The sequence below is a fragment of the Microbacterium sp. NPDC087592 genome (assembly GCF_044743585.1).
In the GTDB taxonomy this organism is placed as follows: domain Bacteria; phylum Actinomycetota; class Actinomycetes; order Actinomycetales; family Microbacteriaceae; genus Microbacterium.
Genome location: NZ_JBIUWT010000003.1, coordinates 320,180 through 336,008, shown reverse-complemented (window position 1 = coordinate 336,008; position 15,829 = coordinate 320,180). Strand labels below are relative to the sequence as shown.

Sequence of the window (15,829 nt, the reverse complement as noted above, 5' to 3'; positions counted from 1 at the left end):
ATCGGGTGGTCTGCTGACGAGAGTGGAAACATGAACATCCCCGTGATCGAAGCCCATGCCCTGACCAAGACCTTCGGGATGACACGCGCCCTCGCCGGAGTCGATCTCGCGATCCATCGCGGTGAGTCCGTCGCGATCATGGGCGCCTCGGGTTCCGGCAAGACGACCCTGCTTCACGTCCTGGCGGGAATCACCGCACCCGATGCAGGCAGTGTCCTCTTCCGGCCCGCAGAGGGCTCCCCCATCGAGGTCACCGCACTCAACGAGTCCGCACGTTCACGACTGCGTCGCGAGCGGTTCGGCTTCGTCTTCCAGCAGGGGCTGCTCATCCCGGAGCTGACGGCAGTGGAGAACGTCGCGCTGGCGTCGATGATCAACGGCATCCGACGTCAGGATGCCATCCAGCACGCGGCGTCGTGGCTCGCCGCCCTCGGTCTCGCGGGTATGGAGGATCGCCGGATCGGCGAGCTCTCCGGCGGTCAGGCCCAGCGCGTCGCCATCGCGCGTGCGCAGGCCACGGGCGCGGAGCTCGTCTTCGCCGACGAGCCGACCGGTGCTCTCGACTCGCACACGTCGTCCGAGGTCATGGATGCCCTGCTGTGGTCGACCACCGCCCAGGGCCGGACCCTCGTCGTGGTCACCCATGACCCCGAGGTGGCCAGTCGCTGCACCCGCACGGTCGCCGTCCGCGACGGACGAATCGTCTCTTCGGCGGTGGCCGCGTGAACCGGCACGTCCTCGCTCTGCTGCTGCGCCCCGCGCCAGGGCAGAACAGCGTGCTCGCCCTTCCTGTCGTGGCGTTCGGCGTGGTGACCACACTGGTGTTGACCGTGATCGGAGGCGCCCAGTCATTCTGGGGCTGGACGGACCCTGAGGCTCCCATCTATCAGGCGCTCGCCGCCATCGCGCTCGTCCTCCTGGTCGTCCCGCTGATGTCGCTCGGCGGGGCAGCGGCGCGGCTTTCCGCCCGTCGCCGGGACGAGCGCCTCTCGACCCTTCGGCTGCTCGGGGTCTCCCCTGCCGGCGTCACGGTCGCCACCGTCACCGAGTCCGTTCTCGTCGCCGCTGCAGGAGCCCTCGCCGGCGTGGTCGGACACGTCGCATTGAGTCCGCTCATCGGCCTGATCCCGTTCCGCGGCGAAGCTCTCGGGTTCGGTGCGGTCGTGCTGCCTCCGGCGCAGATCGCCCTGGTGCTCGCCGGCGTGCTCTTCCTCGCTTCGGCCAGTGCGGTCGTCGGGCTCCGTCGCGTGGTGATCTCGCCCCTCGGGGTCCGCACCCGTGCCACGACAACCAACGTGCACTGGATCCGCGCATTGATCGCCGCGGGCACCATCGCGATCGCAGTCGTGCTCATCAAAGTCTTCCCGTCCATCGGCGGGCTGGTCACCACCATCCTCGTGCTGGCCGGACTGTTCGGTGCCGCGCTCGCGGTGCTGAACGTCGTGGGCCCGTGGGTCCTCAAGGTGTCGGCATCGCGACAGCTTCGCCGGGCCGAACAGCCGGAGCGGCTGCTCGCCGCGCGCGTGGTCCTGGATTCTCCCAAAGCCGCGTGGCGGCAGGTCGGTGGCATCGCGATGGCGAGCTTCATGGCCGTCTTCGCCGGAACGGGCGTGGCGCTGATGAACGTGATGACCGGATCGGAGGCGGCCGAGGCCGACATCGCCCTGGCCACCGATATCCGCACCGGTCTCGTCATCACCCTGATCGGGTCGTTCCTCATGGTGGCGGCGTCCGTCGGCGTGAACCAGGCGTCCGACGTGCTCGACCAGCGCGAGCTGCACCGCAGCCTCCATCACCTGGGCATGCCGCTGGAGACCGTGGACCGTGCCCGGAGACGCGCGATCATGTCCCCGCTGCTGATCACGGCGATCGGCTCGGCTCTCGTCGCGGCCGTCCTCGTGATCCCGCTGCTCGGCATCGCACTCATCACGGCGCCGCTCTCGCTCCTCACGATCGCGGCGGTGGTCGGTGTGGGGATCGGGATCGTCTGGGCGACCACGTGGGCCACGCGTCCGCTGCTGCGGGGAGCGTTCCAGACCGCATGACCGGCCGCGACGCCGCTAACCTGCTCGTTCCGGTGCAGGTCAGCGGCGTCGCTGGCAGGACGGGCAGAAGTGCGAGCCCCTGTTCATGAAGCTCTCCCGTACGATCGCCGTTCCGCAGCGCGGACACGGCTTGCCCTGCCGACCGTAGGCGTTGAGAGAGTGGGCGAAGTAGCCCGCCTGACCGTTGACGTTGACGTACTGCGCGTCGAAGCTCGTTCCGCCCTCCGCCAGGGCCTTCGCGAGCACGAGCCGCACTTCCACCAGCAGTCGGCGCACAGCCTGCGTGGACAGGTGGTCGGCAGGTGTCTCCGGATGGATGCGCGCAGCCCAGAGAGACTCGTCAGCGTAGATGTTGCCGATCCCGCTCACGACGCCCTGGTCGAGGAGAACACGCTTGATCGCGCTTCCCCGCCGTGCGAGCGCGACACGGAAGGCGCGATCATCGAAGGAGGGATCGAGAGGATCGCGCGCGATGTGCGCGACCTGCGTGGGGATCCGCGATCCGTCGTCATCGAGCAGCGCATCGACGGCGAGCGAGCCGAACGTCCGCTGATCCGCGAACACGATCGCGAGCTCGCCGTGCACGGGATGCTCGATGCCGATGCGGATCCGTTCATGACGCTCCGCGTCGGCATTCGGCGCCCGCAGCAGCATCTGCCCGCTCATACCGAGGTGCGCGATCAGCGCGGAATCCTCGTCGTCGAGAGGGAGCCAGAGGAACTTGCCCCTGCGGGATGCGGCAGTGAAGGTTCGGCCTTCGAGCCTGCCGACGAAATCCGCGGCCCCGGCGACATGCCGCGTGAGCGCACGCTCGTCGAACACGCTCACCGACGTGATGACCGATCCGACCGCAGCCGGTTCGAGACCGGCGCGGACGACCTCGACCTCAGGAAGCTCAGGCACGCTCGCTGAGCGTGCGCCAGGCGCTGAGGGCCGCCGCCATCTCTGCGGTCTTCTTGCTGCTGCCGTGGCCGATCATGCGGACGTCGCCGACCGAAACCGTGGCGGTGAAGCGGCGGTCGTGATCCGGGCCGCTCGCCTCGACCGAATACTGCGGCGGCGTCGCGCCGACACGGGCAGCGAGCTCCTGCAGACTGGTCTTCGGGTCCATGGCCGCGCCGTAACGCTCCGGATCCGCGAGCAGAGGCTCCGTCAGACGAAGCACGAGCGCTGTGGCGGCCTCAGGACCCGCCGACAGGTACGTGGCACCGATCACGGCTTCCATCGTGTCCGCCAGGATCGAGTCCTTGTCGCGACCACCGGTCTGCTCCTCACCGCGCCCCAGCAGCAGATGGCTGCCGAGGTCGATGCCGCGAGCCACTTCCGCAAGAGCGACAGTGGACACGACGCTCGCACGCCGCTTCGCCAGCTCGCCCTCGTCGAGGTCGGGGTGCGTGGTGAAGAGCATCACGGTCACGGCCTGACCCAAGACCGAATCGCCGAGGAACTCCAGGCGCTCGTTGTGCGGGATCCCGCCGTGCTCATACGCGTAAGAGCGGTGAGTGAGGGCCAACTCCAGAAGCTCCGCGTCGATATCGACGCGGAGCTTATCTGGGAGAGGCCTCGTCCCCCCGGGGACCTCCGTCACGGTACGCGACTCAGACGTCGGCGACCTTGCGGCCCTTGTACTCGAGGAAGAGCTCGGTGCCCTGGGAGTCGGTGACGACCTTGGCCTGGTGAGGACGGCTGTAGACGACCTGACCGTTCTCGATGGTCTTCACGAGGGCGACGGGAGCCGCCTTCCACTGCGCGCGACGCGAGCGGGTGTTCGAACGGGAAACCTTGCGCTTCGGGGGGTTACCAGCCATGACTAGCTCTCTTCTTTCTCGGCGGCACGAGATTCTTCCGTGCCGTCTTGGTCTGTGATGTTCTGGAGCGCACTCCACCGAGGATCGATGGGAGCCACCTGCTCCGTTCCGGTGCTCACGGCCAGTCGTTCACCCGTTTTCGGGTCGAGACCCGGGCAATCCGGCTGACACACCGGCTGAAAAGGAAGCGACAATACGGCCGCATCCCTGACGAGAGTTTCAAGATCCACGTGGTCGTCTTGAACCTCGAAGTCAGTTTCTTCCTCACTAGGATACGCGAAAAGCTCCTGGAACTCGACTTCGACGGGCCGAGCGATGTCGATCAGGCATCTGCCGCACACGCCGACGTACTCCGCGTCGGCCGTTCCGGAGACCAGAATGCCCTCGTGGACCGACTCCAGACGCACATCGAGGTCGATGTCCGAGCCCGCTTCGAAGGTGACGATACCCTCCCCCCAGGTCTCTTTGAGAGCCACGGTGAACTCGTGTTCCCGCATCTCTCCCGGACGTCGGACGATGTCACGGACGGGGAGCACGAAAGGGCCGTTCATTCGAGAGCGCACGGTTCCATGCTACTCGGCTGCACCTGCGGCCGGGCTGACCGTCGCCCCGAGGAGGACTCAGATCCCGCGTCCACCGGTGTCGAGGAAGTCTGCCACCGCAGGCGGAACGAACGGTGTCACGTCGCCGCCGAGCGAGGCGACCTGACGTACCAGCGAGCTCGAGACCATCGCGTGCGACGGATCCGGCAGGAGGAACACGGTCTCGATGTCGGCGAGGTGGCGGTTGACGATCGCCATCGGCGACTCGTAGGCGACGTCGATCTGCGAGCGGATGCCCTTCACGAGGACCCCGGCGCCGACATCGCGGGCATAGTCCACGAGCAGTCCCATGCTCCACGAGCCGATCACGATGTTGCCCGGCATGCCGTCTTCGGCGATCGAACGCTCGAGGAGGGAGAGCCGCTGTGCGATCGGGAGCATCGCCTCTTTACCGGGGTTGTGCACCACCAGCACGTGCAGCTCGTCATAGAGGGCTGCTGCCCGGCGGATCACGTCGAGATGACCCAGGGTCGGCGGATCGAAGGAACCCGGGACGACGGCGATCCGGCTGCTCATGCCACCAGCCTAGGGCAGGAACCGAACTCAGTTCTTCGCGAGCGCCGCTCGATCCTCATCGGTCACGCGCCGAGCGATGGCTTCGCGAAGACCGGGGTGCTGCTGGAGCATCGGGTCGTCCGTGAGGATCTTCTCGGCCACCTCGCGGGCACGCGTGATGAGGGCTGCATCCTTGACGACACGCAGCAGCTTGAGCGACGAGCGGACGCCGGCCTGTGCGGCACCGAGCACATCGCCCTCACCCCGCAGCTCGAGATCGACCTCGGCGAGGGCGAAACCGTCGAGCGTCGCTGCCACAGCGTCGACACGGTCCCGAGCGAGGGAGCCGGACTCCGCCTCGGTGACCAGGAGGCAGAGTCCGGGAACGCCACCCCGGCCCACGCGTCCGCGCAGTTGGTGCAGCTGGGAGACACCGAAGCGATCGGCGTCGAGCACGATCATCGTGGAGGCGTTGGGGACGTCCACGCCGACCTCGATCACGGTGGTGGCCAGCAGCAGATCGATCTCGCCGCGGGCAAAGGCCTGCATGACGGCATCCTTCTCATCCGACGGCATCCGACCATGCAGCACGGCGCGACGGATCCCACCGAGAGTGGGATGGGTCGCGAGAGCCTCGTCGAGCTGCACCACGCCCCACCGGGGACCGGACGCGCCCTCGGGGACCAACGCGGAGGGCTCAGCCGCTTCTGCGGTCTTCTTCGTCGTGTCGATCGCCGCGCAGACCGCGAACACCTGCCGCCCCTGGGCGATCTCCTCTGCGGCGCGCTCCCAGACGCGATTGAACCATCCGGGGTGCTCGGCCAGCGGCGCGACGAACGACTCGATGCCCGCGCGTCCAGCCGGCATCGTGCGGATGACGGAGGTATCGAGGTCGCCGAACACCGTCATCGCCACCGTTCGCGGGATGGGCGTCGCCGTGAGCACCAGCGCGTGCGGGCTCGATCCCTTCGCGCGGAGCGCCTCCCGCTGCTCGACCCCGAAGCGGTGCTGCTCGTCGACCACGACGAGACCGAGGTCGGCGAAGGTCGTCTTCTCGCCCAGCAGCGCATGCGTGCCGACGACGATGAGCGCCTGACCCGAGGCGACGCGGAGCGCAGCCTTGCGTCGCTCCGCGGCCGGAAGCTGGCCGGTGAGCAGCGTCGGCATCAGCAGCGGGGCGAGATCGGGACCGAGCATCTTCGCGATCGAGCGCAGATGCTGGCCGGCCAGCACCTCTGTCGGAGCGATCAGCGCCGCCTGCCCGCCGCTCTCGGCCACCTGCAGCATCGCTCGTAGCGCGACCAGCGTCTTGCCGGAACCGACCTCCCCCTGGACGAGCCGGTTCATCGGCCACGATCCGACGAGGTCTGCGGCGATCTGCGCCCCGACCGTCTCCTGATCCGGAGTGAGCGTGTACGGCATCGCCGCGTCGAACCGCTCGAGGAGGCCTCCCGGTCCAGCCGGCCGCGAGGTGGCGGAGAGAGCGCGCACCGCATCCCGCTGCTGCAGCAGCGCGGTCTGCAGCGTGAGCGCCTCATGCATCCGGAGGGTGCGAACGGCCGGATCGATGTCGTTGCGCGTGCGCGGTCGATGGATCCGCTCGAGCGCCTCCCCGGCCGTGAGCAGCTCCTCCTGCTCCCTGATGGCGGTCGTGAGGGGGTCGGGCACCTCGTCCAGATCGTCCAGCACCCGCCCGATGAGGCGAGCGATCTGCCATGTCTGGATCGCCGAGGTCGCCGGGTAGATCGGGATCGGAACCGCCGCACGCGCATCCGCGCTGCGCCGGGCGGAATCCTCATCGTCGAACAGCTCGTACTCGGGATGCGCGAACTGAGTGACGCCGTTGAACTCCCCCACCTTGCCGGAGAACACGCCACGGCGGCCGACCGCGAGGTCTTTGGAACGCCACTCCGCCGCACCGACGTTCTTCGCGAAGAACGTGAGGGACATCCGTCCGATTCCATCGCCGATGACGACGTCGACCATAGCGCCCGGCCGATTGCGCATCCGTCGGAAGCTCGAGGACAGGACCTCGGCGACGATGGTCACCGTCTCGCCGAGAGGAAGGTCGCGGATCGGCGTCAACTCCCCCGGGTCGGCGTAGCGACGCGGATAGTGCGAGAGCAGGTTGCCCACGTTCTGCATGCCGAAAGCTCGTCCGAGCGTCTTGGCAGACGCCGCACCGAGCGCATCCTCCAACGAGGAATCGAGCGTGAGCGACATGCTCCGAGTCTAGGGAACGCGACCGACACCGCCGGCACCCGGGCTGTCGTATCGTGAAGTGGTGACGAGGATCATCGCAGGCGCCGCCAGAGGCGCACGCCTGGAAGTGCCGGGTGTCGGCACGCGACCGACCAGCGACCGGGTGCGGGAATCGCTCTTCGGCGCACTGGAGGCGCTGAGCGCCATCGACGGCGCGCGCGTTCTCGACCTGTATGCCGGTTCCGGCGCCCTGGGCCTCGAGGCGCTGAGCAGGGGCGCCATCAGCGCGGATCTCGTCGAGCGAGGCCGGCAGGCGGCAGCCATCGTCCGCCGCAACGCCGCCGTCGTCGCCAAGGCCGCAGGCCGGTCGGCCGGTCGGGTGCACGAAGGCGCGGTCCATACTTACCTGCAGCGCGCGGCCGGGCCCTTCGACCTGGTCTTCACCGACCCGCCCTACGATCTCGAGGATGCGGCCATGACAGCCGACCTCGTCGCCCTCGCCCCACTGCTCTCTCCGGACGCGGTCGTCGTCGTCGAACGAGCGCGCCGCGCGACTCCTCCCGACTTCGGTGCCGCCGGTCTGGAGCTGTTCCGCGAGAAGTCCTACGGTGACACGACGCTCTGGTGGGCGGAGCCGGCGGCCGACGAGGGTTCGTCAGCGGACGATCAGCCCGAGACCGAGTCCCAGTCCCGATAGGGATCCCATCCGCTGATGTCGACGGGAAGGCCGTCGCACAGCAGGCCGTCGTCGCCGCCCGGGATGACCCGTCCGATCACGCGGAACCCCGGCGGGAGCATTCCTTCGGGGAAAGTGGCGAGCAGCGCGTGGTCTTCTCCCCCGGCGATCGCACGCTCCGGATCCGAGCCCAGCGCGGCGCGGTCGAGAGCGATGGTGACCCCCGACGCTGCGGCCATCCGACGGGCATCGAGAGCGAGCCCGTCGGAGATGTCCATCATCGCGGTCGCACCGGCCGTCGCCGCCACCGCGCCGAGACCGATCGGGGGCGACGGGCGCAGCTGGGCGGCCAGCGCAGCGGACTCGCCGGCCGCCAGCTTCGCGACGTCGACCGGCACGGGCGCATCGCCGTCACGGAAACGTCCGAACAGCACGGCGAGTCCGTGTGCAGCGTTGCCCAGCTCACCGGCGACCGCGACGACGTCCCCGGGACGAGCGCCGTCGCGGGTGACCGGAGCCCGACCCTCGAGATCCCCGAGCGCCGTCACCGCGATGGTCAGCACATCCGACACCGTGAGGTCTCCGCCGACCACGGCACAGCCCGGCGCCAGTGCGTCACACGCGGCACTGAAGCCGTCAGCGAGACGCTCGACGAAGGAGAGACGCAGATCCCGGGGAACAGCCAGTGCGACGAGAAGAGCCGTCGGACGCGCCCCCATCGCCGCGACGTCCGCGAGGTTCACGGCCGCGGCCTTCCAACCGAGGTCGTAACCGCTGGACCACGCGAGACGGAAGTCCGGCCCGTGCACGAGCGTGTCGGTCGTCGCCACCACGCTGCCCGATGGCGTCGCGATCACGGCGGCATCGTCCCCCGGCCCGACGAGGGTATGCGCGGCCGGCGCGGTGCGGGTGAGGATCGCCTGCAGGATGCGTCCTTCGGAGACATCGCCCAGGCGCGGATCATCGGCTTCGGGTCGGGAGGGCATGCTGTCAAAGGTAGCCTGGAAGCATGCTCCGTTCCCGTCGCCTCGCTGCCCTCGCAGGCGCGGCGATCCTCTCCGCCGTCCTCGCCGGATGCTCCACGACCGTGCACCTCGAACCGGCCGACGATGCGAACGATCCGGCGTGCGCCTCGGTCTCGGTGCTGCTGCCGGACAGCGTCGCCGGGTTCGACCGGGTGTGGACGGATGCCCAGGCCACCGGCGCGTGGGGAGAGCCCACCACGGTCGCGCTGCGCTGCGGTGTCGAGCCGCCGGCCCCCTCCGCACTCGTCTGCACCACGCTCGGCGGCGTCGACTGGCTGGTCCTCGAGCAGGAGGAGGAGCGGCAGCGCCTCGTCACCTACGGGCGCGACCCCGCGGTCGAGGTCAACATCCGTCGCGGCGAGCAGATCGACTTCCAATCCATCGTGGACTCGATCTCCACGAGCATCCAGTCAGGACTGGCGCCGGCGACGGCGAAGTGCACCGACCGCGTCGAGTTCCCCGCGAGCTGACCGCAGGAGGCGCGCCGGCGTCAGCGCCGCAGACCCGCCTCGACAAGCTCGGTGATCAGTTCGCCGTAGCTCAGGCCGGACGCCACCCAGCACTTCGGGAACATCGAGATCGGGGTGAAGCCCGGCATCGTGTTGAGTTCATTGACCACGAGGGTGCCCTCGGGGGTCAGGAACATGTCGACGCGGGCGAGCCCCCGGCCGTCGACGGCCTCGAACGCGCGGAGGCCCGCCTCCTGGATCGCCGCCGTCTCCGCTTCGGTCAACTCGGCCGGGCAGATGACGTCGACGCCGTCGCCCCCGAGGTACTTGCCCTCGAAGTCGTAGAATCCTCGCGAGGTGAGGACGACTTCTCCCGGGAGGGAGGCGCGCACCCCTTCCGCGGTCTCGAGCACGGCGACCTCGATCTCACGGCCGCTCACTCCGGTCTCGATGAGCACCTTGTCGTCTTCGGCGAACGCCACAGCCAGCGCAGCGTCGAGTTCGTCGGCGACCTCGACCTTGGACACGCCGACGCTCGAGCCCGCACGAGCAGGCTTCACGAACAGCGGCAGGCCGAGGGCGGCGGCGCGTACGCGGACGTCCGCCGCGTCCCGCTCCCAGTCCGCACGGCGCACGGTCACCCAGGGCGCCACCGAGATGCCGGCGGCCTGCAGAGCGATCTTCATGAAGTGCTTGTCCATGCACAGCGCGGAGTCGAGGACGCCGCCGCCGGCGTAGGGCACCTCGAGGGTGTCGAAGTACCCCTGGATGGTGCCGTCCTCGCCGTGCTGACCGTGCAGGATCGGGAGCACGACGTCGACAGCACCGAGGCCGACGACGGAGCCGTCGACCTGCACGACGCGCAGCGTGCGGTCGCCGCCCGGTTCGGGCCACAGCACGCGCGTGCCGTTGTCGACGACCTGAGGAAGGTGCGCGGCATCCAGCGGGAACTTCGCGGGATCATCGTCCTCCAGGACGAACGCCCCCTCGCGGGTGATCCCCACCGGGATCACCGAGTAGCGGTCGCGATCAATCGCGCCCAGCACGCCCCCCGCCGTTGCGGAACTGATCGAATGCTCGCTGGAGCGCCCGCCGAAGAGCACCACCACCGTCTGCTTGTCCATGATTGGTCCTCTCACCCTGCGGGGTGTCGTCGTCCGTCGTCAGGTGGGGTGCGATGTCTCTCGGATCCATCTTGCCGTCGAGCACCATCTTCACCTGCTCGACGATGGGCATGTCGACCTCGGCCTCGCGTGCAAGCTGCAGGATCGGCGCGACCGATGCCAGCCCCTCCGCCGTCTGCTGCATCTGCTTCACGACGTCCTGGAAGCTGTATCCCTGGCCGAGCAGGCGCCCGGCCGTGTTGTTGCGGCTCAGCGGCGACTGGCAGGTGGCGATCAGGTCTCCGAGGCCGGCGAGTCCCTGCAGCGTCTCCGGGTGTGCACCGTTCGCCACGGCGAAGTCCGTCATCTCGACGAGGCCGCGGGTGATGATCGAGGCCTTGGTATTCTCGCCGTAGCCGACGCCGTCGACGATGCCGATGGCGACCGCGATCAGATTCTTGAGCACGCCACCGAACTCGGTGCCGATCACGTCGGTGTTCACGAACGTGCGGAAGTAGCTGTTGCGCGCGGCGCGCGCGACGGTGTCCGCCGTCTCCTGGCTCCGCGAGGAGATCACGGCAGCGGTCGGCTGCTCACGAGCGATCTCCAACGCGAGGTTCGGACCGGACGCGACCGCGATACGGTCGGGGTCGCAGCGAAGCTCCTGGTGGATCACCTGGCTCATGCGCAAGCCGGTGCCGCGCTCGACGCCCTTCATCAGACTGATGATCTTCGCGTCGCTGTCGGCGAGCAGCGGGCGCAGCGCCTTCAGGTTCTCGCGGAGCGACTGGCTCGGCACCGAGAGGTAGACCTGTTCGACGCCCTCGAGCGACGTCGCGAGCTCGTGAGTGGCCGACATCGTGCGTGGGAGGTTGATGCCGGGCAGATACCGGGAGTTGCGCTTGGCCTCGTTGATCTCCTGCGCGAGCTCGGGTCGTCGGGCCCACATCGTCACCTGGGCGCCGCCGTCGGCGAGGATCTTTCCGAAGGTGGTTCCCCAGCTGCCCGAGCCGATGACCGTGGCCCGGGGGCCTACCGGAGCGGTTCTCTTAGGAGTCAAGGCGTCCGGTCTCCTTCTGGCCGTGGCTCGCGGGGTTCCATCGCTCCGCGGGTGCCTTCTCGTCACGCAGCTCCTCCAGGAGCGCCGTGATCGCGTTCATCAGTCGGTTCGATGCCTCGGTGAGGGCCGCCGGCTCCCCGGCGCGGTCCCGCAGATCGGAGACATCGACGGGATCGCCGATGATCACTCGCACGGGCTTGCGCAGCGGCCAGAGGCTGAGGCCCTTCTGATAGCGCCCCATGATCGCCTGCGTACCCCACTGCGCCATCGGGATCAGGGGGATGCCGTCGGCGAGGGCCAGACGCACCGCGCCGGACTTGCCGCGCATCGGCCACAGGTCGGGATCACGCGTGAGAGTGCCCTCGGGATACACGATCACTCCGCGCCCGTGCTCCACCAGCTCTTCCGACTGCTTCATCGTCTGGCGGGCCGAACTGGCGGACGAGGTGCGCGCGACCGGGATCATCCCGGTGCGATGCAGGAACCACCCGAGGACGGGAACCTTGAACAGGCTCTCCTTGGCCATGAACCGCGGCGCCCGACCCGCGCGCCACACGGCGACCGCGACGATGAGCGGATCGAATTCGGAGTAGTGGTTCGGCGCGAGGATGAACGACCCGTGCTGCGGGAGCTTCTCGGCGCCGCTGACCCGGATCTTCGCGATCAGCGAGACGGGCGGGATCACCAGCGCCGCGAGCGGCCAGAAGATGCTCGGCCGCGTCGTCTCGGATGACCGGGACGTCACCTCGGTCACCGGATGACGTCGAAGTCGGCGCCGAGCGCGTCGAGCTTGGCGAGGAACTTCTCGTAGCCGCGGCTGAGGATATCCACACCCGACACCTGCGACTCGCCCGTGGCGGTCAGCGCCGCGATGATGTGGCTGTATCCGCCGCGGAGGTCGGGAACCACGATGTCCGCGCCATGCAGCGGCGTCGGACCCGTGATGACGGCAGCCTGCTCCAGGTCGCGGCGGGGAACGCGGCGGGGCCCGTCCTGCAGACCGCGGGGGTGCACAACGATGTCGGCACCCATCTTGACCAGCGCGTCCGTGAAGCCCATCCGGTTCTCATACACGGTCTCGTGCACGACGCTACGGCCGTGCGCCTGGGTCAGTGCGACCACGAGGGGCTGCTGCCAGTCGGTCATGAAGCCGGGGTGCACGTCGGTCTCGATGACGACGGGCTTGATGTCACCGTCACGACGGAAGAGGATGCCGTCTTCCTTGATATCGAACCAGCCGCCCGCCTTGCGGAAGATGTTGAGGAACGTGAGCATCTCCTGCTGCTTGGCACCGCCGACGAAGATCTCGCCGTCCGTGGCCAGAGCCGCGGATGCCCAGGAGGCTGCCTCGTTGCGATCGAAGATCGACCGGTGGTCGTAGCCGCGGAGCTTCTCGACGCCCTCGATGACGATGACGCGGTTCGGCTCGTACGAGATGATCGCGCCCATCTTCTGCAGGACCGCGATCAGGTCCATGATCTCGGGCTCGATGGCGGCGTTGCGCAGCTCCGTCACGCCCTCGGCGCGGACGGCGGTGAGCAGCACCTGCTCCGTGGCGCCGACGCTGGGGTACGGGAGGTGGATGTTCGCGCCGTGCAGGCGGCTTCCGCCCGTCGAGAGGCGGATGCCACTGGGGAGCTTCTCGACGATGGCGCCGAACTTGCGGAGCGCATCCAGGTGGAAGTCGATAGGGCGGTCGCCGATACGGCATCCACCGAGGTCGGGGATGAACGCCTGACCGAGACGGTGCAAGAGCGGCCCGCAGAAGAGGATCGGAATGCGGGAGGCGCCGGCATGGGCGTCGATCTCCTCGAAGTGGGCCGACTCGACATCACTCGGGTCGAAGACGAGCGAGCCGGGCTCATCGCCCTCGCTGACGCGCACACCGTGTACCTCGAGCAGCGAGCGCACGACGGCGACATCGCTGATCGCCGGCACATCGCGCAGGGTGCTCACGGTCTCGCCGAGGAGCGAGGCGACCATGGCCTTGGTGGCCAGGTTCTTCGCCCCCTTGACGTCGACGCGACCGCGAAGCGGGCGTCCGCCTCGAATGGCGAGGACGTCTCCGGTGAGTGCAGGGACTCCGTCCGGGAGAGCGTCGCGCACAGGTGTCGTCATTCGGAGCCTCACTTCATTTACGGATTTCGGGGGCGGGTTGCCCCTGGGCTCCCCCGCCCCCACCGTCTACTGAACGGGAAGGGTTCGGGGCCGCCACGACTCGCGACGGGCCTCGAACTGCGCGATCTTGTCTTCGTTGCGCAGCGTGAGCCCGATGTCATCGAGCCCTTCGAGGAGCCGCCATCTAGTGTAATCGTCGATCCCGATCTCGGCCTGGACGTCACCGATCGACGCGCTGCGCGCCTCGAGGTCGACCGTCATCCGGGCCCCCGGATTCCGGTCGATCTCGGCCCAGATCCGCTCAAGATCCTCTTCCGAGATCGTCGCCGCGAGAAGACCCTGCTTGCCCGAGTTCCCCCGGAAGATGTCGGCGAAGCGCGGACTGAGGACCACTTTGAATCCGAAGTCGCGCAATGCCCACACGGCGTGCTCACGGCTGGATCCGGTACCGAAGTCCGAACCGGCGACGAGGACGGACGCTCCCTGGAAGTCCGGCTGGTTGAGCACGAACTCCGGGTCCTGTCGCCAGCCGTGGAACAGAGCATCTTCGAAACCCGTCTTCGTGACGCGCTTCAAGAAGACAGCCGGGATGATCTGGTCGGTGTCGACGTTCGAGCGCTTCAGCGGTGCGGCGATGCCCGTGTGCGTGATGAACTTCTCCATGGGTCAGATCCCTTCCGTCAGGTCGCTCGGGCTGGACAGCGTGCCGCGGATCGCGGTCGCGGCGGCGACGAGCGGCGACACGAGGTGCGTACGCCCTCCCTTGCCCTGCCGTCCTTCGAAGTTACGGTTCGATGTGGAAGCACAGCGCTCGCCCGGTGCGAGCTGGTCCGGGTTCATGCCCAGACACATCGAGCATCCGGCGAAGCGCCATTCCGCTCCGAAGTCCGTGATGACCTTGTCGAGGCCCTCCGCCTCGGCCTCCAGGCGTACTCGCGCCGACCCGGGGACGACCATGACGCGCACACCGTCGGCTTTCTTCTTGCCCTGGATGATCGATGCGAAGGCGCGCAGGTCCTCGATTCGGCTGTTGGTGCACGACCCCATGAACACGGCGTCGACGGGTACCTCCTTGAGAGGCGTCCCCGGCGTGAGGTCCATGTACTCCAGCGCACGCTCGGCGGCGGCCCGCTCGTTCGGATCGACGATCTCGGCGGGATTCGGCACCGAGGACGACAGCGAGCTGCCTTGGCCCGGATTGGTCCCCCACGTCACGAACGGCTCGAGCTCGTCGGCGTCGATGAAGACCTCGGCGTCGAAGGTCGCGCCCTCGTCGGTCGGCAAGGTGCGCCAATAGGCCACGGCCTCTTCCCAGTCCTGGCCCTTGGGCGCGTGCGGACGGCCCTCGAGGTAGGCGAAGGTGGTCTCGTCGGGCGCGACCATGCCGGCCCGGGCTCCGGCCTCGATCGACATGTTGCAGATCGTCATGCGCCCCTCCATGGAGAGGGCGCGGATGGCGCTGCCGCGATACTCGAGCACGTAGCCCTGACCGCCACCCGTGCCGATCTTCGCGATCACGGCGAGGATGATGTCCTTCGCGGTGACGCCGTCACGCAGAGTGCCCTCGACGTTGATCGCCATGGTCTTGAACGGCTTCAGCGGCAGAGTCTGCGTGGCCATGACGTGCTCGACCTCGCTGGTGCCGATGCCGAATGCCATCGCTCCGAACGCGCCGTGCGTCGAGGTGTGGGAATCCCCGCAGACCACCGTGATTCCGGGCATCGTGAGCCCGAGCTGGGGTCCGACGACATGCACGATGCCCTGTTCCGCGTCACCGAGCGAGTGCAGACGCACCCCGAACTCCGCCGCGTTGCGGCGCAGCGTCTCGATCTGCGTGCGGCTGGTCAGATCGGCGATCGGCTTGTGGATCTCCAGCGTCGGGGTGTTGTGGTCCTCGGTCGCGATCGTCAGGTCGAGGCGGCGGAGCGGCCGCCCTTCGCTCCGGAGGCCGTCGAACGCCTGCGGGCTGGTGACCTCGTGCACGAGGTGCAGGTCGATGTAGATGAGGTCGGGTTCGCCGTTCTCGCCCTTGACGACGAGGTGGTCGTCCCAGACCTTCTCGGCGAGGGTCCTGCGGCGTGCGGAATCTGCACCGTTTGCGGGGGTGGTCATTGCGTGTCTCCTGAGGCTGGCGGTACGGCCCACGATGGACTCCGCGACGAGGAGGGGCTCTAGATCGAGGTCTCGTCGCGGCGCGTAAGAAGAAGGAGCACGGTCCGCATGACGTCAGATTACCACCGCTCGGA

At 68.4% G+C, this 15,829-nt stretch carries 17 protein-coding genes; 4 read left to right on the top strand and 13 right to left on the bottom strand.

Translation table 11 applies throughout. From position 1 onward, the window contains the following. The first annotated feature begins 30 nt into the window (after positions 1-30). Together ACIOTO_RS17950 and ACIOTO_RS17945 are read left to right on the top strand one after the other, a co-directional pair. On the top strand, positions 31-726 hold the full coding sequence (locus ACIOTO_RS17950) for an ABC transporter ATP-binding protein (protein WP_400858790.1): 696 nt from the start codon (positions 31-33) through the stop codon (positions 724-726). Further along, positions 723-2,045, top strand: coding sequence for a permease (locus ACIOTO_RS17945; protein WP_400858789.1), 1,323 nt, complete (start codon positions 723-725; stop codon positions 2,043-2,045). Before ACIOTO_RS17950 ends, ACIOTO_RS17945 begins: the two co-directional genes overlap by 4 nt. A 39-nt stretch (positions 2,046-2,084) precedes the next feature. Here the strand turns inward: ACIOTO_RS17945 and mutM are convergent, their stop codons facing one another. From mutM to ACIOTO_RS17915, 6 genes are all read right to left on the bottom strand, one after another. Then, positions 2,085-2,948: a bifunctional DNA-formamidopyrimidine glycosylase/DNA-(apurinic or apyrimidinic site) lyase gene (gene mutM, locus ACIOTO_RS17940; RefSeq protein WP_400858788.1), complete on the bottom strand. Its 864-nt coding sequence runs from the start codon at positions 2,946-2,948 to the stop codon at positions 2,085-2,087. Continuing rightward, a complete protein-coding gene (rnc, locus tag ACIOTO_RS17935) occupies positions 2,941-3,633 on the bottom strand; it encodes a ribonuclease III (protein ID WP_029263534.1) in 693 nt (230 codons plus the stop codon). Before rnc ends, mutM begins: the two co-directional genes overlap by 8 nt. 10 nt (positions 3,634-3,643) lie before the next feature. After that, on the bottom strand, positions 3,644-3,853 hold the full coding sequence (gene rpmF, locus ACIOTO_RS17930) for a 50S ribosomal protein L32 (protein WP_017830754.1): 210 nt from the start codon (positions 3,851-3,853) through the stop codon (positions 3,644-3,646). 2 nt (positions 3,854-3,855) lie between these two features. Next, positions 3,856-4,404 (bottom strand): YceD family protein, encoded by a 549-nt coding sequence (locus ACIOTO_RS17925; RefSeq protein WP_400858857.1) that lies wholly within the window; start codon positions 4,402-4,404, stop codon positions 3,856-3,858. Positions 4,405-4,473: 69 nt separating this feature from the next. Then, on the bottom strand, positions 4,474-4,971 hold the full coding sequence (gene coaD, locus ACIOTO_RS17920) for a pantetheine-phosphate adenylyltransferase (RefSeq protein WP_029263537.1): 498 nt from the start codon (positions 4,969-4,971) through the stop codon (positions 4,474-4,476). A 27-nt stretch (positions 4,972-4,998) separates the two neighbouring features. Further along, positions 4,999-7,173, bottom strand: coding sequence for an ATP-dependent DNA helicase RecG (locus tag ACIOTO_RS17915; RefSeq protein WP_400858787.1), 2,175 nt, complete (start codon positions 7,171-7,173; stop codon positions 4,999-5,001). A gap of 61 nt (positions 7,174-7,234) precedes the next feature. Here ACIOTO_RS17915 and rsmD point away from each other — a divergent pair, with 61 nt between their 5' ends. After that, positions 7,235-7,849 carry a 16S rRNA (guanine(966)-N(2))-methyltransferase RsmD gene (gene rsmD / locus ACIOTO_RS17910; RefSeq protein ID WP_400858786.1) on the top strand — a complete coding sequence of 205 codons (615 nt, stop codon included), beginning with the start codon at positions 7,235-7,237 and terminating at the stop codon, positions 7,847-7,849. Here the strand turns inward: rsmD and thiL are convergent. Further along, the gene (thiL, locus tag ACIOTO_RS17905) at positions 7,819-8,814 is read right to left on the bottom strand and encodes a thiamine-phosphate kinase (protein WP_400858785.1); all 996 of its coding nucleotides are present in this window, start codon (positions 8,812-8,814) and stop codon (positions 7,819-7,821) included. The two genes, rsmD and thiL, sit on opposite strands and share 31 nt — an antisense overlap. Before the next feature lie 23 nt (positions 8,815-8,837). On the opposite strand from thiL, the gene ACIOTO_RS17900 reads away from it, so the two are divergent. Beyond that, positions 8,838-9,323 (top strand): DUF3515 domain-containing protein, encoded by a 486-nt coding sequence (locus ACIOTO_RS17900; protein WP_262000855.1) that lies wholly within the window; start codon positions 8,838-8,840, stop codon positions 9,321-9,323. Positions 9,324-9,343: 20 nt separating this feature from the next. Here the strand turns inward: ACIOTO_RS17900 and ACIOTO_RS17895 are convergent, their stop codons facing one another. From ACIOTO_RS17895 to leuC, 6 genes are all read right to left on the bottom strand, one after another. After that, positions 9,344-10,426 carry a D-alanine--D-alanine ligase family protein gene (locus ACIOTO_RS17895; protein ID WP_400858784.1) on the bottom strand — a complete coding sequence of 361 codons (1,083 nt, stop codon included), beginning with the start codon at positions 10,424-10,426 and terminating at the stop codon, positions 9,344-9,346. Then, entirely contained in the window at positions 10,332-11,465 is a 1,134-nt protein-coding gene (locus tag ACIOTO_RS17890; RefSeq protein WP_029263543.1) for an NAD(P)H-dependent glycerol-3-phosphate dehydrogenase, read from the bottom strand. Before ACIOTO_RS17890 ends, ACIOTO_RS17895 begins: the two co-directional genes overlap by 95 nt. After that, entirely contained in the window at positions 11,455-12,219 is a 765-nt protein-coding gene (locus tag ACIOTO_RS17885) for a lysophospholipid acyltransferase family protein (RefSeq protein ID WP_400858783.1), read from the bottom strand. The genes ACIOTO_RS17890 and ACIOTO_RS17885 overlap by 11 nt, the downstream gene beginning before the upstream one ends. Continuing rightward, positions 12,216-13,583, bottom strand: a complete 1,368-nt coding sequence (gene murA, locus ACIOTO_RS17880; protein ID WP_400858782.1) for a UDP-N-acetylglucosamine 1-carboxyvinyltransferase — start codon at positions 13,581-13,583, stop codon at positions 12,216-12,218. Before murA ends, ACIOTO_RS17885 begins: the two co-directional genes overlap by 4 nt. 66 nt (positions 13,584-13,649) lie before the next feature. Beyond that, a complete protein-coding gene (leuD, locus tag ACIOTO_RS17875) occupies positions 13,650-14,246 on the bottom strand; it encodes a 3-isopropylmalate dehydratase small subunit (RefSeq protein ID WP_400858781.1) in 597 nt (198 codons plus the stop codon). 3 nt (positions 14,247-14,249) lie between these two features. Continuing rightward, positions 14,250-15,695 (bottom strand): 3-isopropylmalate dehydratase large subunit, encoded by a 1,446-nt coding sequence (gene leuC / locus ACIOTO_RS17870; protein ID WP_091036012.1) that lies wholly within the window; start codon positions 15,693-15,695, stop codon positions 14,250-14,252. Between the last annotated feature and the right edge of the window lie 134 nt (positions 15,696-15,829).